Origin of the sequence: Algoriphagus sp. AGSA1 (assembly GCF_021390545.1) — a bacterium.
GTDB lineage: Bacteria > Bacteroidota > Bacteroidia > Cytophagales > Cyclobacteriaceae > Algoriphagus.
Window position 1 is genome coordinate 64,388 of the sequence record NZ_JAJUWR010000025.1, and the last position, 18,068, is coordinate 82,455.

Consider the following 18,068-nt stretch of genomic DNA (forward strand, 5'->3'; position numbering starts at 1 on the left):
TATTATAAGTCAGGTTGTGGTGTAGTTCTTAGATATGGTTTCACCACCTTGTGACCTTTAGGGAATTTTGAAGGAATATCCTCGTCCTTAATCGCCGGTGCGATTACTACGTCTTCGCCATGTTTCCAGTTAGCCGGGGTAGCTACAGAATAATTAGCGGTGAGCTGCAACGAATCAATCACCCTGAGTAGTTCTTCGAAATTTCTACCGGTACTTGCAGGATAGGTAATAATCAGCTTGATTTTCTTGTCATTCCCAATTACAAATACTGATCGCACAGTAAAGTTCTCATTCGAATTGGGATGGATCATATCGTAAAGATCTGCGATTTTTCTATCCTCATCTGCTATAATCGGAAAGTTCACTTCGCAGCTTTGGGTCTCGTTGATATCCGAAATCCAACCTTTGTGACTTTCCAGTCCATCCACACTGAGTGCAACCACTTTTGTGTTTCGCCTTGCAAATTCATCCCGCAGTTTGGCTACAGTACCAAGTTCTGTGGTACAAACAGGAGTATAATCCGCAGGATGGGAAAATAAAATCCCCCAGCCATCTCCTAAATACTCATGAAAGTCAATTGTTCCTTCTGTAGTTTCGGCCGTAAAATTTGGGGCCATATCACCTAGTCGTAATGCCATGTTGTTTTGTGTTTAAAACTTCTGTCCTCTATACGTCCAATATAACATCCGAGATGCTTTTCAGTTCCTGATTTTTTCTAAATCTTTCTGAAAATCCACACTAACCTAAACCCATTCATGAAATTCTCAGTTGTAAGTCCAATCAATCCTTTTACTTCGTACTTATAACCAAAACCACTTAATGGATATGAAAACATATTATAATCCCGAAGACCTTAAGAACTTCAGTAAAATAAGTGAGTTCCAAAAGCCTCTGGCGGACAAGTTTTTCGAATATTATGGCGAAGTTTTTGCCGAAGGAGCTCTTACTGCTCGTGAAAAATCACTGATCGCCCTTGCTGTGGCCCATACCATACAATGTCCGTATTGCATAGATGCATATACCACGGACACCATGGAAAAAGGATGTGACGAAGAGCAGATGATGGAAGCTGTACACGTGGCTGCTGCTATCAGAGGGGGAGCCTCACTAGTACATGCCACCCAGATGATGAATAAGGCCAAGGAAATATCCATGTAATAAATGAAGTCTCTAAAAGCACAAGATCACCCATTATCCAGTACCGAGGAGGAAATTAAACTTTTGGAGTCCGATATGTCCGGATTCAAGGGGGATAGATTTGTTGCTGAATTAAGCAAATCAAACCTTTTTCCTTTGAAGCCGACGCGCATTGAGATCTTGCAGATTAATTTAGGCAAAATGTGCAATCAGGTCTGCAAGCATTGCCATGTGGATGCCGGGCCTGACCGCAAGGAAATCATGACGAAGGAAACCATGCTGGAATGTCTTGAAGTGATCAAAAATCATGAGATCACAACGGTGGATTTGACAGGTGGGGCACCGGAGATGAACCCCGACTTTCGCTGGTTTGTAGAGTCTATACGAGCTGTTAATACAGAGGTAAATATCATAGTCCGCTGCAACCTTACCATCATTTTAGCGAATCCAAAATATCATGATCTACCCGAGTTTTATGAAAAACACAGGATAGAAATAGCATCATCTTTGCCTTATTTCACAGCTCTTAAAACGGATTCCCAACGGGGAGATGGGGTTTTTGACAAATCCATCAAGGCATTGAAAATGCTGAATGAGCAAGGCTATGGGATAGAGGGAAGCGGTCTGGTTCTTAATCTGGTTTACAATCCTTCAGGTGCTTTTATGCCGGCGGCTCAAGGCGGCCTTGAGACAGAGTTTAAGAAAAAGCTATCAGAGAAGTTTGGGATTACATTCAATTCTCTGTTTACCATCACTAACCTTCCAATTAGCCGATTCTTGGAATATCTTTTACGAACAGACAATTATGAATCCTACATGGAGAAACTTATCACTAGTTTCAATCCCGCAGCTGCTTCCGGAGTCATGTGCAGAAATACCATCTCCGTAGGCTGGGACGGATATCTGTATGATTGTGACTTCAACCAGATGCTGGAACTAAAAGTAGCCTCTGAGGATTCCCGGCACATTAGGGACTGGAACGAAAAGTCGTTGACTGATCGGGAAATTATTGTAAAAAACCACTGTTTTGGGTGTACGGCGGGAGCCGGGTCGAGCTGTGGCGGTGCCACTACCTGATATGAAGGATGCTGTTCTTATTTTTCAGAAAAACACCCAGTTGGGCAAAGTCAAAACCAGGCTGGCAGCAGCCATAGGTGATCAGGCTGCATTGCATGCCTATGAATTATTGGTTAAGTACACCCATCGTGTAGCTTCCCGATTAAAAGCACAGAAAATCTTGTGGTTTTCAGATTACATGGAAGAAGATTTATCGAGTTATCCTAAAAATTACAGATTTGAACTTCAGTCAGGATCAGGTCTGGGAGAGAAAATGAGCAATGCCTTTCAGAAATTATTCACGGAAAATTTTGATCGACTGCTAATAATAGGAACGGATTGTGCAGAACTAACTCCCGAGCTCTTGGATACCGCATTTAAGGAACTGGAAGAAAATGATGTGGTCATTGGGCCTGCGCTAGACGGAGGATACTACCTGTTGGGTATGCGAAAGTTCATCCCTGGGATATTCCAGGGAATTCCATGGAGTACAGACCAGGTTGCCGCTTTGACAAAAGATTACCTGTCTCGTAATGGATATTCTTACTCCCAGCTTAAACCGCTTTCTGACGTAGATGTAATTGAGGATTGGAACCAAGTGAAAGGCAAGCTTAAATCTTAATGTTTGCTTCGATTCTGGGGAAATTATAGGAAAGTCCTCATCTTACTTTAGTATCCCGTGGTTCAGGTCAACCTAAATATCTTATTCATAACTATTAGATTTCAATATATGACAGTAAAAAAATATAAGTCAGCCAGTTTTGTATTAATCCAGTTTTTCCTATTTATAGGCATTTTCTGGAATAGCTACGGACAAACGCAGACAAATAAGTACGATATCGTGCTGGCGGGATTTACTATAGGCAGTATGCAGGCAGACAAAACCACTACTGCAAAGGGGGTCGATTATCAGATCCACAGTAAGGTTGAATTCTGGTTTTTTGGAAAAATACATGTAGAATTTCTACAGAAAGCACATTATGAAAATGGACAGCTCATGCGGGCCACCACAAATTCAGATTCCAACAGAGGGGATTTTTTGACCACGGTCACATGGAACAAGGATCACTATGATGTAGATGCCAATTCCTATAAATTTCATAATGAAGAACCCATTAATCAGATAATCAAAGCAAGTACTGCCATGTTGTATTTCCATGAGCCTAAAGATGGCGATGTACTGATTTCAGAAAACTTTGGCATGCTGACTAAAGTAAGGGAAATAGAAAAAGGTGTTTATGAAATTGATGTGAACGGAAACATGAACCGGTTTCATTATGAGGGAGGGGTTTTGCAAAAAGTGATTTTGGAGAACAACATAAAGAATTATTCAATTAAACTTAAAGTTGACTGATATACTCCCAATTTCTGCAATAATCCCATGCATTGATGAGGAGGAAAACCTGATGGAACTACTCCCATACCTACAACAGCATGCTGATGGAATGGTCATGGAAATTATTGTGGTAGATGCAGGTTCCCAAGATGATACCATAGCAATTGCCAACTCGTATGGAGCCATTACCGTCAATTCTCCAGTCAGAAATAGAGCTTTTCAAATGAACTTGGGAGCACAGCAGGCAAAAGCGGATATTCTTTACTTTGTACATGCAGATACCAGACCACCTATGGACTATGCCAAAGTGATCCTGTCCAATGTCTCTCAGGGCAAACACCCTGGTTGTTTTCAATATAAATTCCAATCCTCTAAAAGAATCCTGAAAATCAATTCCTGGTTTACCCGGTTCAATGGATTGTTCTCTGGAGGTGGAGACCAAAGCCTTTATATTTCAAAATTATTGTTTGAGTCTTTGGGGGGATTTGATGCTTCTTTTTGTATCATGGAAGATTTTGAACTGGTAAAGAGGATACGCCAAAAAACTGATTTTCATGTTCTTCCCTACAAAATGAGTGTTTCAGCACGTAAATACACTGAAAATAGCTGGTTGAAGGTACAGCTGGCCAATCTCATGGCTTTTTCTCTTTTTTTGTTAAAAGTTAAGCCAGCTTCGATCAAAAGTTTATATTTAAATCTTTTAAACCAAAAGAAGTAAAAGCATAACGGTAGTTGAATGAATCAAGCGACAATTAATGGCATCCAGCAGGTAGGTATAGGGGTCAAAGATGCGAACCAGGCATGGGCGTGGTACAGAAAAGCATTTAAAATGGATGTTCCGATCTTTCAGGACAGTGCTGAGGCAAAATTGATGACTCGCTACACCTCAGGAAAGGTGGAAAGCAGACATGCTATCCTTGCCTTGAATATGCAAGGCGGTGGCGGATTTGAAATATGGCAATATACTTCTAAAGAGCCGTTGGCATCCGCTCTGGAACTCACCTGGAAAGATCTGGGGATTTTGGCAGTGAAGATGCGCTGCCATGACATCCAGAAAACCTACACTCACCTAGAGAAGATAGGAGCTACGATGCTGGGCAAGCCGACAAAAAATCCCTTGGGGGTTTGGCATTTTTATGTGAAAGACCCTTATGGAAATACCTTCGAGTTGATAGAAAACAGTTCATGGTTCAGTAAAAACAAGGATCTGACAGGAGGCGTGTTGGGGGTGGTGATCGGAGTATCATCTGTTGATAAGGCTTTGCCTGTCTATCAAAACCACCTGATGCAATCGGACATCTTGTGTGATAAAACAGGTGTGTGGGAGGATTTTTCACAGATAGGTGAAGGCAATTCCGAATACAGAAGAGTTATCCTGCAGGGATCCTCTACCATGACAGGTGCATTTGGTAGATTGTTCTGCCAGACACAAATTGAACTGATTGAAACTGATCAACAGCCAAGAAATAAAATATTTGAAGACAGGAACTGGGGAGATTTAGGTTTTATCCATGTTTGCTTTGATGTCAACGGAATGGGTGACATTAAAGAAAAACTCGCAAAAGATGGTATAGAGCTTACTGTTGATAGTCAGAATGAATTTGATATGGGAAAGGCCGCAGGGCGCTTTTCATATCTGGAAGACCCCGATGGGACTTTAATAGAAATGGTGGAGACGTTTAAAGTGCCTATCATGGAGAAATTTGGCTGGTACCTCAACCTAGGTGAAAGAAAAAAGAAAGGAAACCTTCCAAACTTCGTGGTAAAGCTCCTCTCTCTCAATCGGGTAAAAGCATAATCACTCCTTATATTTCCCAGTTATCAGGCGGGCTAGGTCCACCAATCGGTTGGCATAGCCCGCTTCGTTATCATACCAGCCCACAAGTTTGACCAAAGTGCCTTTAGAAGAGGTGAGGGCAGAATCTATGATGCAGGAGTGCGGATTCCCTATGATATCAATAGAGACAATCGGAGAGTCCTCTACTTCAAGTAATCCTTTTAAATAGCCCCCAGCAGCATTTCTAAATGCTTGATTAATCTGTTTTGCCGTGGCTTCAGTCTTAATCTCTACGATCACATCAGTCAAGGAGCCATCAGGTACCGGCACCCGCATAGCTGAAGCTTCTATCTTTCCTGCTAATTCAGGTAAAATCTCATCCAAAGCCTTACCGGCATTTGTAGTAGTCGGAATAATGGAATAAGCTGCAGCCCTGGCACGTCGCAGATCCCGATGGGGGGCATCATGAAGGTTCTGATCATTCGTATAGGAATGGACAGTCGATGCATACCCCTTTACCACCCCAAAACTATCATCCAACACTTTCACCATAGGCGCAAGACAGTTTGTGGTACAGGAAGCATTGGAAACTATACGCTCTTCTCCGGTCAAAATAAAATCATTCACACCCAATACCACCATTTTGATAGTTGGATCCATGGAAGGGGCAGAGATAATTACCTGCCTAGCACCGGCCTTAAGGTGTTTTTCCGCTCCCGTGCGTTCGGTAAATCTACCTGTGCATTCTATGACCAAGTCGATATCAAGGCTTTTCCAAGGAAGCTGTGTAGGGTCAGCCTGACTAAAAAGCTGGATTTGCTCATCGTTTACTTTTAGAAGGTTTTCGCGGAGTTCAATTTTAGTCTCAGATTTCCCATGAATAGAATCGTATTTTAACAAATGCGCAATAGCAGAATTATCGGCCAAGTCATTTATGGCCACCAAATTAAATTCTTTTTTTTCCAGAATTAATTTGGCCGTGTAGCGGCCTATTCGTCCAAAACCATTGATGGCAATTCTGATCGGTTTGTTTGGTATCATCGGTAGGTGAGTAATTGGAAATCAAAAATAGGAAAATCAAAAGCAATCGCCCGAAAGAAAATTTTATTCCTTTGGGATCAGCTTTTTAGCAAAAATCCATAGAAATTCTTGGGGCCAAATTGGTTTTAAAAACTTAAGCCGCTATATTTGCACAACCATTTGGAAAAGCACGTTTTCCAAAGCAAAAATGGTCGGTTCGTCTAGGGGTTAGGACGTATCCCTTTCACGGATAAAACACGGGTTCGATTCCCGTACCGACTACATTGTCACCTGGTTTACAGGAAGTTGTGATATTTTTGGTTTATTTTGGTCGGTTCGTCTAGGGGTTAGGACGTATCCCTTTCACGGATAAAACACGGGTTCGATTCCCGTACCGACTACCAAGATAAAAGCGCGAATTTACCGCTAAGTCTTAAAATATTTTTGTTTTATGGTTGTTAGTGGTTAAAGTGAACAAAAGCCCGATCTGTGATCGGGTTTTTTGTTTTTATATCCTTTTTGACAAATGGCTAAAATGCCATTTTTTATTTTGTTAATTTTAAGATTGGAATAATAAAATCACCTATGCCTCAACCCAAAATCAAACAACACTACGCCAAAATAATATTGGCCTCTGCTATCCCACTTTTAATTTCCTGTAGTAAAAACGATCCAGTAGATCTTCGTGAACGCACCTTGACCAAGGAAGAAATAGCCCCCATGGTGCAATCAGCCGAGGGAAGTGTGAATCCTATTCTGAGTCCGGGACTTAAACTTTCATTATGGGCGGTGGATTCGCTTGTATATGACCCGATTTCCATTCAGGTGACTGATGATGGTAGTTTATACTACACCCGGACCAACCGCCAGAAAAACTCTGAATTCGATATTAGAGGCCACCAAGACTGGGAGATTGAGTCTATCAGCCTGCAGACCATTGAAGAAAAAAGAGCTTTTCTCCAGAAAACCCTTTCCCCTGAGATGTCTGACAAAAACACCTGGTTGGCAGATGTGAACGGTGATGGCTCTCATGATTGGAGGGATATGACAGTGGAGCGTGAGGAAATTTATCGGCTGGAAGACAGAGATGGGGATGGACTTGCAGACTATTCCCAGATCATGGTCCAGGATTTCAATGATGTGACTACCGACGTGGCCGGGGCCTTATTGAAGTTAGAAGACAACCTGTTCGTAGGTGTAGGGCCGGATTTATGGAGACTTACAGATAAGAACGGAGATGGGATCATGGATGAAAAAGAGTCCATTTCACATGGCTACGGTATTCATATTGGATTTGGTGGACATGGCATGTCTGGCCTGAAGCAAGGGCCTGATGGCAGGATCTATTGGGGCATAGGAGACATTGGTTTCAATGGCGTGGGGCCGGACGGCACAAAATGGAAGTACCCAAACAGGGGAGTGGTCGTTCGCGCAAATCCAGATGGGAGTGATTTTGAGGTTTTTGCCATGGGAGTGAGAAATACCCATGAGTTTACCTTTGATGCTTACAACAACCTGATCTCAGTTGATAATGACGGGGATCATGGAGGAGAAAGTGAAAGACTTGTCTATCTGGTAAATGGATCGGACACAGGATGGAGAACCAACTGGCAGTTTGGCAAATACCGCGATCCGGACAACAATACCTACAAAGTGTGGATGGACGAAAAACTATATATCCCAAGACACGAAGGACAGGCTGCGTATATCACCCCACCGATTCAGAATTACATCAATGGCCCGACTGGAATGGTTTATAATCCAGGTACCGCCTTAGCTGAAAAATGGAAAAACACCTTTTTCGTGGCATCTTTTGTAGGTAACCCTACCAGGTCTGGAATCCATGCCTTCAAGTTAGAGCCAGACGGGGCTTCTTTCAAAATGAGCCAGACAGAAAATATTATGTCCGGAGTATTGGCTACTGGACTTGACTTTGGTCCAGATGGCTCACTCTACTTCGCTGACTGGATAGATGGCTGGGGTACCAAAAACTATGGAAGGGTATGGAAAATTGCTGATGAAGGAGGAGCAGACTGGGAAGCGCGTAAGATAACGGAGCAGGTGATAAAAACCGATTTCAAGACACTTACCGATGAAGCTTTAGGCGGCTATCTGGGCGATGAGGATATGCGGATCAGAAGAAAAGCCCAGTTTGAATTAGCTAAAAGAGGAAACGATGGTGCCAAAATCTTTCAGAATGCCATCGACCAGCGCGCTAATCAATTTGCGAGAATACATGCCATAGTGGGCATCAGCCAACTGGCCAGAATGGAGAAAATGGACTATGCGGATGCCTTGTTTCCATTACTGAAAGACCAGGATCCTGAAATCAGGGCACAAGCTGCAAAATGGCTGGGGGACATTAAATACGCAAAAGCAGGCAATGAACTTTTGCCTTTACTCTCAGATACTGAAATCCGTGTAAGATTCTTTGCCTCGGAAGCATTGGGCAGAATAGCGTTTGAGCCTGCAGTCGGTGGATTGATAAAGGTGCTGGAGGAAAATGATGACAAAGACGCGTTTCTCCGTCATGCGGCTAGTTTGGCTTTGGCAAGGATCAATAAGAAAGAGCCTATCCTTGCACTTTCCACTCATTCTTCCGATGCTGTACGTATGGGAGCGGTTTTGGCACTACGTAGAATGGCTGAACCAGGAATCACGGCATTTTTGGCTGATAAAAATGAATACATCGTGACAGAGGCAGCCAGGGCAATCAACGATGATTTCTCCATAGAGGCCGCTCTTCCTGCATTGGGAGATCTGTTAGTGACCACTGACTTTGAAAATGAGCCATTGATAAGACGGGCGATCAACGCCAACCTACGGGTGGGAACCCAGAAGGCTATGGACAACCTGTTGGCTTATATAGCCAAGCCGGGCGTGAACCCTGTTTTGAAATCGGAAGCCATTGCCACACTGGGTACCTGGGCAAAACCTTCTGTACTGGACCGTGTAGATGGTAGAAACAGGGGAGCAATAGAGCGGGAGCTTGCACCTGTTCAGTCATCCGCAAAGGAGGCATTGATTGGGGCGCTGAGTGACAAAAATGAAGCTGTTCGTGAGGCAGGCGTAAAAGCAATTGGAAAACTGAAGATTGCCGACGCGGAGCCGAAACTGGTGGCTTTATTGAAAAATGACCAATCGGAGAATGTACGGGTAGCAGCGATTTTGACCCTTTCAGTGACAAATCCAAATTCCATCTCTGATCCTATCGCCATAGCAATGAAAGACAATTCCAGAGCTGTACGTGTGGTTGGTTTGGATCTTTTGACCAAAACTGATATTTCTCAGGAACTGATGGTGAGCTTGCTTCAGGATGTAATCCAAAACAGAACCACGGCAGAAAAACAAGCTGCTTTATTGAGCTTGGGAGGTTTGGACAATTCCGCCGAACTACCATTATGGAACACGCTGCTTGAGGATCTGGCCAACAACAAACTCCCGAATCAGGTGTTGATAGAGTTGGAAGAAGCTATAGCAGAGACTGGATCGGATGAACTGAGAACCAAATATGACCAAATCCAGCAAAAGAGAACCCAAGGTGACTTATTGGCGCTATACAGTGGTGCGCTGGAAGGAGGAAGCGTACGGGCAGGGAGAACTATTTTCTTCCAAAACCAAACGGCCCAGTGTATCCGCTGTCATGGGTATGATGATATGGGAGGTGTGGCCGGGCCTCACCTGAATGGCATCGCCAATAGAATATCCAAGACTGAGATGCTGGAGGCACTGATAGATCCAAGCAAACGCCTCGCACCTGGCTTTGGTTTTGTACAATTGGAACTCAAGGATGGCACCTCAATAAACGGCACCTTGATGGAAGAAAGGGAAAATGGACTGGTGATGAAAGTAGGGGCAAAACCTGATACGCTGATCTTGAACAGCAGTATCGCCGAGCGCAAAGACTCCCCATCCAGTATGCCGGATATGAAGGCACTCCTTAGCAAAAGAGAGATCAGGGATCTGATCAGTTTCCTAAGTACTATGACGAAAGAATGGGAATGAAAAAATTCATTGTCGGTTTAGTAATCATAGGGATCATCACTGCTGTGGTGGTCCCTTTGATTTTGGTTCAAGTAGGTAAATCATTGCTGCATGACTCAGCTATTCCGCAGCATGAGTTGTTGTTCCGTTCGGATGGCCCAAAAACTATTTTGGCCTTTTTCCCACATCCTGACGATGAGGTGACAGTGTCCGGAACGCTGATGAAAATGAAAGAGGAAGGGCATAGGATTATTTTAGTTTGCCTGACTAGGGGCGAAGCCGCAGATACTGGTGGGAAATATTCTGAGGAGGAATTGGCCGAAATCCGTACTAAAGAGATGCGGCTTGCCGCCGAAACGCTAGGAGCCGATCATCTGGAGCTCATGGACTATCCTGACAGTGGAATGGGAGAGCTGGGGGTAGATTCCATTAAAGCTATAGCCGAAAAAATGATCAAGCAGTTTGAGCCGGACGTTTTGATAAGTTATGATTCAAAAGTGGGGCTTTATGGACATCTTGATCATCGCCTTACTGGACTGGCCGTGGAAAAAGTATTTGCGGAAAACCTGGGCAAATCTGATTTTCCACCCCAAAGACTATTTCAGGTCACCTTATCTCCCAAGCAAATCCAGATGGCCTTAAAACTTTCTGAAGGATTTAAGAAGCACTATCCGCAAGAGCCTGATCAAGGGCTTCCTTTGCCCAGTTTCTCCATAAATACCACTCCTTATTTTGGAAGGGTACTGAAGGTGATCCATGGCCATCAAAGCCAGAAAGAAACCTTGAAGGACTTGCTTCCTTACCATGATAAAGTGCCGGAATTTATTTATTCCAGGATTTTTGACCGTGAATACTTCTTTGAGGTAAAAGCAAAAAAGCCACCCGGGGGATATCGGATGGCTTTCAGGTGATTTTGGCTTATATTCTACTAGTTTAGGAATTCATCAAAGGTCAAGCTGACAAAGTACATGGTCCCAACGGTCGGATTACCCCACGCCTGGGTGTACCCCTTACTGAACAGGTTAGAACCACCAATTTTCAAGATAGACTTAATGCTTTTCAGTTTATAACTCACTTGGGCATCAAGTGTACCATACGCCGGGACCACTGACAGTTGCTGGGTAGATACAGCTGGGCTCACAAATGAGGACTGCCATACAAATTCTCCCTGCCATCTGTAAGCTAGCGCAAAGCCAAGATTGTCCACTACTTCTCTGTTTGCGAAATTTAACACATATCGATATTCTGGAGTATTGAAACTAGGCTGGAACCCTGTCTCTGCTAGTTCGTCCAGATTTGAAAGTGTATTGAACGACACATTTCCTCCAATGGTGTAGCCCTTCGGAAGTTTGTAATCCAAACTGGCAGCCCATCCCCATGATTTGATGATCTCGGCTCTGTTTACAGGCATAGAATATACATTTCTACCTCCTGGCCCCAAACCGATCAGGTTAAGCCCGGTAAGCGCATTGGGCCCTTGTGTACCAGTTTCAGAACCATCCTGAACCAAGACTTGGCTTCCGTTGAAATTTTCAAATCTATTGAAATACGCATAAGCATCTACCAATAATTTGGTTCCCCAGATCCCTTTGTAACCTACTTCGAAGGATTTAACCCGCTCTGGCTTAAACTCTTTAATTTCATATGGTTGCAGTATGTCAAGATTTGCATCTGCTGCCAGGACTCCCACTGTCTGCGCTACAGCAGAGGGTATATCTTCAGGATCAATTAAACCTGCCTCCACTTGCTGCATCACTAGGGCTAAGGCCTGAGCTTGAGTAGCCGGGTCTTGAGCTGTTTGCTGAACTGCGGCTCCAAAGTTTGTCACATTTGCCAAGGTATAACCAGGATTGGTATTCAGGTTATATCGAGTCGATAAAAACGGTAATCCGCCGATCAACCTTGCCTGAGGAGTATTCAGATTTATATATTGATCCTGATTTGTTGGGATACGGAATCCCGTCTGATAAGAAGCTCTGAAATTATGGTTTCCTTCGGTAAATACTCCTGAAACTCTCGGAGACCATTGTCCTACGAAGTTTTCATTTTTATCGTACCGGGCAGAAGCCGTTAGTTTGAACTTGTCGCTGAAGAACTTCTTGGTTCCTTGGATATATCCACCGTATTCGTTGATATTAAATTCGTTTCCGTTTTCATCCAAGGCGAAGATCGTACCATTTGAATTCAGGTCATAGATTCTATAATTAGCTCCTATTACAAATTCCGCAAAGCTTATCTGTTCTGATAAATTATAAGATCCCTCGAAATGGTACAGGTTACTACTGTCCACAAATTTCGCCCCAACACCATTTTGATCGCCTGGAATTGGTCTTGAGGTCACATCATTCAATGCACTATTAAATTCTGGTGTGCCAGGCATATATCTTCCTTGATCCGCAAAAGCCCTGGCGGCTAAATGAGCCTGATCAGACGGCATTCCGCCACCAATTGCCTGGGCATATGCACCCACATATTCCGGAAACCATTGTGTGCTTGCTTTCCAAGCCTCATTAATTCCTTGTGCGGCTGTACCTACAGCAAACGCATCCCCGGAGCGTTCCTGGGTAGTATATGCTCTAAGGTACCAGTTAGACGCTCTCAGTTCCGCTTTGTATTGGCCCATTGTGAAATCCTTAAGGGAATAACGGTCTGCTCCAGTATATACTGTGGTGCCAAAACCTAGGTTTCCTTGAAGAACTGCCTCTATATTGTCATTGATCCTGTAATGCAGGGCTGCGTTCAATTTGATGGATTTGGTTCCGTAGTCTGCCAGATCCCGTTCCATGTATCCCGTTCTGGAAACAGCCGTATTTGGTATTATTGCTAGGGCAGCTTCAGGTAAAGCCCCGGCAGCTACCATAGACTGAGCTACAGAAAACATATTTACATTGGTTTCATCTCCATAGCTATTGACACCATTATAAGCGGGGTTGTTAGAAGGATTGCCAGATTCTATTGTGGATCCATTAAGGAGTGATTGATCCCGTAAATCATTCGCTTGCCAGTCATCGGCTTTTAGGTACTCAAAGTTCACCTTAAAAGCAAACTTATCACTAATAGCCTTGGCATACCTTGCGCTGAAATTATAAAGACCCGTAGCAGCTCTGGATCTATCACTCTCATCCATAATGCCAGTCTTTACACTTGCAGAAAGACCTTGATAAAGAAAAGGACTTTTGGAGTTCATCAGCAAGATCCCGTTGATGGCATTTGGGCCGTAAAGCGCTGAAGAAGCACCTGGAAGCAATTCCACACTTTCCAGATCCAGCTCGGAGATACCCACGATATTGCCTACTGAGAAGTTAAGTCCAGGTGCCTGATTGTCCATTCCATCGATCAGCTGAACTGTTCTCACGTTTCCGTTGGCATTGAAGCCTCGCGTATTGAAGGATTTGAATAGGAGAGACTGGGTGCTCATTTCCACACCTTTCAAGTTATTGATCGCATCGTAGAAACTCGCCTGAGGAGCATCACGGATAGCTATTATATCCATTTTCTCCACTGACACCGGTGACTGCAATACACTTTCTTCCACTCTTGATGCCGAAACAACCACTTCCTGCCCTAATATCGTAGTTTCCATAAGTTGAATATCCACCGTCGATTGGTTGCTGGTAATCTCTACTTCCTGGGTTGTATATCCTATCATAGAAAAAACCAGCGTCAAAGGAGGAGCCTGATTTACATTCAGGGAATACTTTCCGGATAGATCAGAGATGGTTCCTGCTACCTTCCCCTTTACCAGAATATTGACCCCTACCAAGGTTTCTTTGGTATCCGCATCTGTTACAGTACCGGTTATGGTCGTCTGCCCTATAACCTTGCCTGCCGTAAGGGAAACCAAGAATGTCAATAAGAACACTGACAGCTTTATTTTACTTGTAAAATTGTTCATAGGCTTACTGTTTAAAGTTTTTTCTTCAATGAAATAAGGGTGATTATTTCATTGTTAATAGACGAAAAATAGCCTAAAAAACGAACAATTATCACTTTATCACCAAAATATATTGAGGTGATAAAAAAAGAGAAAAATCGATTGCGAAGGAAACTGAGGCCTATAAATGGAAATTATAAAACGAATCAACTAATTTATTGTCGATCTTAGACCACAATGACTTCTTTGTTAAAAATTCCAAAAACTAAAAAACTTCCTTTCTTCAAATATTTCCATAAAAAAAGCCCGGAAGTACCGGGCTTTTAGAATAATTACAGAAGAATTTATCCGTTTTTGTTTTCTTCATTTACATGTTTTACAAGCCTGTCACAGAGATCTTTGATTTCCTCAGACATATATTCATCAGCCGTGCTGTTTAGGATAGTCTGGGCCATTCCACCTAAAATATCTATGTAAAAACGCTTCATTTCCACTACCGACATTTCCTCTGTCCACAGGTCGATACGAAGGGTGCTATGGTTTAGATTATCCCAGACATTTAGACTGATGCTTTTAGTTTCTTCCAATCCTATGCTTTCTTTATCTGAGGCATCCCATTTGATTGTTTTTGGGAAGCTATTTTCATCCAAATCGACTTGGAATTTAATCTCTGAATTTTTCATGCTTTTAATTTTGACCTAAATAGATCCTCCGTTGATTTAACAAAATTAAACAGGTAAACTTCAGGAACGTCCACCTGGTTCATTTTTATAGCTATTATTCTAAAATCATTTCAGGTATTTCACCTTCAATGATGAGCTTACCTGCGGTTTTTTCCTTGATTTCTTCCACTGTGACTCCAGGAGCTCTTTCTCTGAGTATAAACCCTCCTTCTGATGCTATTTCCAGCATAGCCAGGTCTGTGATTATTTTTTTCACGCAACCAACCCCTGTGATGGGGAGAGAGCATTCAGGAAGCAGCTTGGAATCCCCCGAGCGGGAGCAATGCTGCATGGCCACAATGATATTTTCGGCCGAAGCCACCAAATCCATGGCTCCACCCATGCCTTTGACCATTTTACCAGGGATTTTCCAGTTGGCAATATCCCCATTTTCAGAAACTTCCATGGCACCAAGGATGGTGAGATGCACATGCCCACCACGTATCATAGCAAAGGATTCCGCAGAATTGAAAAGCGCTGAACCTTTAGCCATGGTCACTGTCTGCTTGCCGGCATTGATAAGATCCGGGTCAATTTCTTCCTCAGTAGGGAAGGGGCCTATTCCGAGAAGCCCGTTTTCAGACTGAAGTACTACTTCCAGATTCTCCGGAATATAATTGGCCACTAGAGTGGGAATGCCTATTCCCAAGTTTATGTATTGCCCGTTCTTCACCTCCTTGGAGATCCGTTGGGCTATTTGTTCTTTTGTTAGCATTTTGGGTTGTTTTTGCAGTTAAAGGATGATGAAGAAGTCTAGTTTCTTGAGGTGTGGAGACCAAAACCTACCGGGTTTATACCATTGGAATTTGATGAATTATTTGATCCGCACTATTCCTCACAAAAAACATGGCAGATTTATGCGAATTATCTGGATACTGTTCGCTTCTCTATTCTCTTCTCGTAATTTTCGCCCTGAAATATCCGCTGTACATAGATTCCCGGCGTATGGATTTCATTTGGATGAAGTTCTCCGGCCGGCACCAATTCCTCTACTTCAGCTATGCAAATCTTTCCCGCGGCAGCCATCATAGGGTTGAAATTCCTGGCGGTACCCTTGAATATCAGATTACCCGCCGTATCACCTTTCCAGGCCTTGACAATAGAGAAATCAGCTTTGAGCCAAGATTCCATCAAGTAAATTTTCCCATCAAATTCACGTAATTCTTTTCCTTCAGCTACCTCTGTACCTACACCTGCGGGAGTAAAGAAGGCCGGAATGCCTGCCCCTCCAGCCCGGATCCGCTCCGCAAGTGTTCCCTGAGGAATCAGATCCACTTCTAGTTCACCACTGAGCAGCTGTCGCTCAAACTCCGCATTTTCTCCCACATAGCTGGAGATCATCTTTTTGACCATCCGCTTTTTGAGGAGGAGTCCTATTCCAAAGTCATCCACTCCGGCATTGTTCGACACGATAGTCAAGCCTGAAATAGGTCTTTTGAGAAGGGCAGAGATACAATTTTCGGGAATACCTGAGAGACCAAATCCTCCCATCATCAGCGTGCTGTCACTGGGAATATCAGCTACCGCCTCAAGGGCATTTTTTACAGTTTTGTTGATCATATGTTTTGGGTTTATAGCAAGTTCTTGGCATTTCTCTGATCTATGAAAAGTTGGTTTTTCAATGCTTCCAGTCCGTCGAATTTTTGTTCCTCCCGAAGAAAGGCTTTAAAGTAGATCGTGATCTGCTTATCATAAAGATCGCCTTGGAAATCGAATAAATTCGCCTCCACTGTTTTCTTCGTACCGTTGACCGTTGGACGGTTTCCTATATTCAGCATGGCTTTGTACAGGGCGCCGTTCACCATAGCCTCTACTGCATAAACGCCATCTTTGGGGATTAGTTTATAATCATTGGGGATGTGGATATTGGCAGTAGGGAAACCTATGGATCTCCCGATCTGCTGGCCTTTTATTACCAATCCGTTCAATTCATACGGCCTGCCCAGACAATTGATTGCGGTAGAAATATCACCCGTTTCCAATGCATGGCGGATTTTTGTACTGGAAACACCTATATCCTCCACATCTTGCCTCGATATTTCTTCCAGCTCAAAACCATACTCCTGATGATGGGACTTCAGGTATTCAAAACTTCCTTCACGGTTTTTGCCAAAACGGTGATCATAGCCTATGACCAATTTCTTTGTTTGGATGGTATCCACCAAAACTGTTTCTATAAATTCCTTGGAGCTGAGCTGGGAAAATTCCTTGGTGAAGGGAATGGTGACCAGATGATCTATCCCAAACTGTCGCAAATGCTTGGCTTTTTCCTCAAAAGTGCTCAATAGCCTGAGGTTATGCTCTTCGGGGTAGAGGACCAACCGTGGGTGGGGCCAAAAAGTGATCAATACGGTTTCTCCATTGACGGAGCGGGCCAATTCCCGTATTCGATGAAGTATTTTCTGATGCCCTAAGTGTACTCCATCAAAAGTCCCACTTGTCACTATGGCATTGGAGAGTCTGGGAAAATCAGCTAAACCTTCATAGATTTTCATTTGTTCTTGATTTGATTTCTTCTATTAATGATCCAAGGTCATGCGCTTCCGTAAGTTTGAAATCACCAATCCTGGTTCTGCACAAGGAACTCATATAAGCCCCCACTCCCAACTTCTCACCGAGATCTCTGGCAAGGCTGCGGATATAAGTGCCTTTGGAACAAACTATCCTGAATTTCACTACTGGATTTTCGAAAGCGGTGATTTCGAATTCGCTCACAGTCACTGGGCGGGGTTCCATTTTGACTTCTTTGCCCTTTCTGGCAGCTTCATACACCCGCTTGCCATCTACTTTGATCGCTGAGTGCATGGGAGGCACCTGCAGAATATCCCCAATAAGCTCCTCCACCGCTTCATTTACCTGATCAAGGGTTACAGAAGAAGGATCCGCCACGGAGACCACCGGCTGTTCCAGGTCAAAGGAATCTGTGGTAGATCCGATTACAAATGTCCCAGTATATTCTTTTTCCTGTCCCATAAAGGTATCAATCTGCTTGGTCATTTTGCCGGCACAGACGATAAGCAGACCTGTGGCCAAGGGATCCAGGGTACCTGCATGCCCTACTTTTTTGATTTTAAGGGCATTCCGGACTTTCTTTACCACATCAAAAGAAGTCCATTCCAGAGGTTTGTTGATCAGAAATACTTCTCCGTAGGGTTCTTGCAT

The 18,068-nt window shown here is 43.5% G+C and carries 16 protein-coding genes and 2 tRNA genes; 10 read left to right on the top strand and 8 right to left on the bottom strand.

Annotated elements, in window-relative coordinates; genetic code table 11:
- Window positions 1-2: 2 nt before the first annotated feature.
- The gene (locus tag LZF95_RS18700) at window positions 3-638 is read right to left on the bottom strand and encodes a peroxiredoxin (RefSeq protein WP_233756554.1); all 636 of its coding nucleotides are present in this window, start codon (window positions 636-638) and stop codon (window positions 3-5) included.
- A 187-nt stretch (window positions 639-825) separates the two neighbouring features.
- On the opposite strand from LZF95_RS18700, the gene LZF95_RS18705 reads away from it, so the two are divergent.
- The 6 genes from LZF95_RS18705 to LZF95_RS18730 all read left to right on the top strand — a co-directional run bounded on the left by LZF95_RS18705 (window position 826) and on the right by LZF95_RS18730 (window position 5,327).
- A complete protein-coding gene (locus LZF95_RS18705; protein WP_233756555.1) occupies window positions 826-1,158 on the top strand; it encodes an arsenosugar biosynthesis-associated peroxidase-like protein in 333 nt (110 codons plus the stop codon).
- 3 nt (window positions 1,159-1,161) lie between these two features.
- Window positions 1,162-2,214 carry an arsenosugar biosynthesis radical SAM (seleno)protein ArsS gene (gene arsS / locus LZF95_RS18710; protein ID WP_233756556.1) on the top strand — a complete coding sequence of 351 codons (1,053 nt, stop codon included), beginning with the start codon at window positions 1,162-1,164 and terminating at the stop codon, window positions 2,212-2,214.
- Window positions 2,195-2,815 carry a TIGR04282 family arsenosugar biosynthesis glycosyltransferase gene (locus LZF95_RS18715; protein ID WP_233756557.1) on the top strand — a complete coding sequence of 207 codons (621 nt, stop codon included), beginning with the start codon at window positions 2,195-2,197 and terminating at the stop codon, window positions 2,813-2,815. Before arsS ends, LZF95_RS18715 begins: the two co-directional genes overlap by 20 nt.
- Before the next feature lie 108 nt (window positions 2,816-2,923).
- Window positions 2,924-3,547 (top strand): DUF6134 family protein, encoded by a 624-nt coding sequence (locus LZF95_RS18720; protein ID WP_233756558.1) that lies wholly within the window; start codon window positions 2,924-2,926, stop codon window positions 3,545-3,547.
- Window positions 3,540-4,247 (top strand): TIGR04283 family arsenosugar biosynthesis glycosyltransferase, encoded by a 708-nt coding sequence (locus LZF95_RS18725; protein WP_262912270.1) that lies wholly within the window; start codon window positions 3,540-3,542, stop codon window positions 4,245-4,247. Before LZF95_RS18720 ends, LZF95_RS18725 begins: the two co-directional genes overlap by 8 nt.
- A gap of 18 nt (window positions 4,248-4,265) precedes the next feature.
- Window positions 4,266-5,327 carry a VOC family protein gene (locus LZF95_RS18730; RefSeq protein WP_233756560.1) on the top strand — a complete coding sequence of 354 codons (1,062 nt, stop codon included), beginning with the start codon at window positions 4,266-4,268 and terminating at the stop codon, window positions 5,325-5,327.
- On the opposite strand, the gene gap is transcribed toward LZF95_RS18730, so the two are convergent.
- Window positions 5,328-6,347 (bottom strand): type I glyceraldehyde-3-phosphate dehydrogenase, encoded by a 1,020-nt coding sequence (gene gap, locus LZF95_RS18735; protein ID WP_233756561.1) that lies wholly within the window; start codon window positions 6,345-6,347, stop codon window positions 5,328-5,330.
- Window positions 6,348-6,536: 189 nt separating this feature from the next.
- On the opposite strand from gap, the gene LZF95_RS18740 reads away from it, so the two are divergent.
- The 4 genes from LZF95_RS18740 to LZF95_RS18755 all read left to right on the top strand — a co-directional run bounded on the left by LZF95_RS18740 (window position 6,537) and on the right by LZF95_RS18755 (window position 11,221).
- Window positions 6,537-6,608, top strand: a tRNA-Glu gene (locus LZF95_RS18740).
- 47 nt (window positions 6,609-6,655) lie between these two features.
- Window positions 6,656-6,730 (top strand) — tRNA-Glu (locus LZF95_RS18745).
- A gap of 181 nt (window positions 6,731-6,911) precedes the next feature.
- Window positions 6,912-10,331, top strand: coding sequence for a HEAT repeat domain-containing protein (locus LZF95_RS18750; RefSeq protein WP_233756562.1), 3,420 nt, complete (start codon window positions 6,912-6,914; stop codon window positions 10,329-10,331).
- The gene (locus tag LZF95_RS18755) at window positions 10,328-11,221 is read left to right on the top strand and encodes a PIG-L deacetylase family protein (protein WP_233756563.1); all 894 of its coding nucleotides are present in this window, start codon (window positions 10,328-10,330) and stop codon (window positions 11,219-11,221) included. Before LZF95_RS18750 ends, LZF95_RS18755 begins: the two co-directional genes overlap by 4 nt.
- Window positions 11,222-11,238: 17 nt before the next feature.
- On the opposite strand, the gene LZF95_RS18760 is transcribed toward LZF95_RS18755, so the two are convergent.
- The 6 genes from LZF95_RS18760 to truB form a co-directional block, all read right to left on the bottom strand.
- The gene (locus LZF95_RS18760; RefSeq protein WP_233756564.1) at window positions 11,239-14,205 is read right to left on the bottom strand and encodes a TonB-dependent receptor; all 2,967 of its coding nucleotides are present in this window, start codon (window positions 14,203-14,205) and stop codon (window positions 11,239-11,241) included.
- A 323-nt stretch (window positions 14,206-14,528) separates the two neighbouring features.
- Entirely contained in the window at window positions 14,529-14,867 is a 339-nt protein-coding gene (gldC, locus tag LZF95_RS18765; RefSeq protein ID WP_233756565.1) for a gliding motility protein GldC, read from the bottom strand.
- 94 nt (window positions 14,868-14,961) lie between these two features.
- On the bottom strand, window positions 14,962-15,621 hold the full coding sequence (locus tag LZF95_RS18770; protein WP_233756566.1) for a 3-oxoacid CoA-transferase subunit B: 660 nt from the start codon (window positions 15,619-15,621) through the stop codon (window positions 14,962-14,964).
- 149 nt (window positions 15,622-15,770) lie between these two features.
- Window positions 15,771-16,466 (bottom strand): CoA transferase subunit A, encoded by a 696-nt coding sequence (locus LZF95_RS18775; RefSeq protein ID WP_233756567.1) that lies wholly within the window; start codon window positions 16,464-16,466, stop codon window positions 15,771-15,773.
- Between the two features lie 11 nt (window positions 16,467-16,477).
- Entirely contained in the window at window positions 16,478-17,401 is a 924-nt protein-coding gene (locus LZF95_RS18780; protein WP_233756568.1) for a bifunctional riboflavin kinase/FAD synthetase, read from the bottom strand.
- Window positions 17,388-18,068, bottom strand: a complete 681-nt coding sequence (gene truB, locus LZF95_RS18785; protein ID WP_233756569.1) for a tRNA pseudouridine(55) synthase TruB — start codon at window positions 18,066-18,068, stop codon at window positions 17,388-17,390. The genes LZF95_RS18780 and truB overlap by 14 nt, the downstream gene beginning before the upstream one ends.

Bases quoted from the DNA above. Each gene is read 5' to 3' on its own strand.
- LZF95_RS18770 (WP_233756566.1), bottom strand. From the start codon at position 15,621: ATGCTAACAAAAGAACAAATAGCCCAACGGATCTCCAAGGAGGTGAAG.
- LZF95_RS18755 (WP_233756563.1), top strand. From the start codon at position 10,328: ATGAAAAAATTCATTGTCGGTTTAGTAATCATAGGGATCATCACTGCT.
- gap (WP_233756561.1), bottom strand. From the start codon at position 6,347: ATGATACCAAACAAACCGATCAGAATTGCCATCAATGGTTTTGGACGA.
- gldC (WP_233756565.1), bottom strand. From the start codon at position 14,867: ATGAAAAATTCAGAGATTAAATTCCAAGTCGATTTGGATGAAAATAGC.
- LZF95_RS18730 (WP_233756560.1), top strand. From the start codon at position 4,266: ATGAATCAAGCGACAATTAATGGCATCCAGCAGGTAGGTATAGGGGTC.
- LZF95_RS18760 (WP_233756564.1), bottom strand. From the start codon at position 14,205: ATGAACAATTTTACAAGTAAAATAAAGCTGTCAGTGTTCTTATTGACA.
- arsS (WP_233756556.1), top strand. From the start codon at position 1,162: ATGAAGTCTCTAAAAGCACAAGATCACCCATTATCCAGTACCGAGGAG.
- LZF95_RS18750 (WP_233756562.1), top strand. From the start codon at position 6,912: ATGCCTCAACCCAAAATCAAACAACACTACGCCAAAATAATATTGGCC.
- LZF95_RS18775 (WP_233756567.1), bottom strand. From the start codon at position 16,466: ATGATCAACAAAACTGTAAAAAATGCCCTTGAGGCGGTAGCTGATATT.
- LZF95_RS18705 (WP_233756555.1), top strand. From the start codon at position 826: ATGAAAACATATTATAATCCCGAAGACCTTAAGAACTTCAGTAAAATA.
- truB (WP_233756569.1), bottom strand. From the start codon at position 18,068: ATGCAAGAACCCTACGGAGAAGTATTTCTGATCAACAAACCTCTGGAA.
- LZF95_RS18700 (WP_233756554.1), bottom strand. From the start codon at position 638: ATGGCATTACGACTAGGTGATATGGCCCCAAATTTTACGGCCGAAACT.
- LZF95_RS18780 (WP_233756568.1), bottom strand. From the start codon at position 17,401: ATGAAAATCTATGAAGGTTTAGCTGATTTTCCCAGACTCTCCAATGCC.
- LZF95_RS18720 (WP_233756558.1), top strand. From the start codon at position 2,924: ATGACAGTAAAAAAATATAAGTCAGCCAGTTTTGTATTAATCCAGTTT.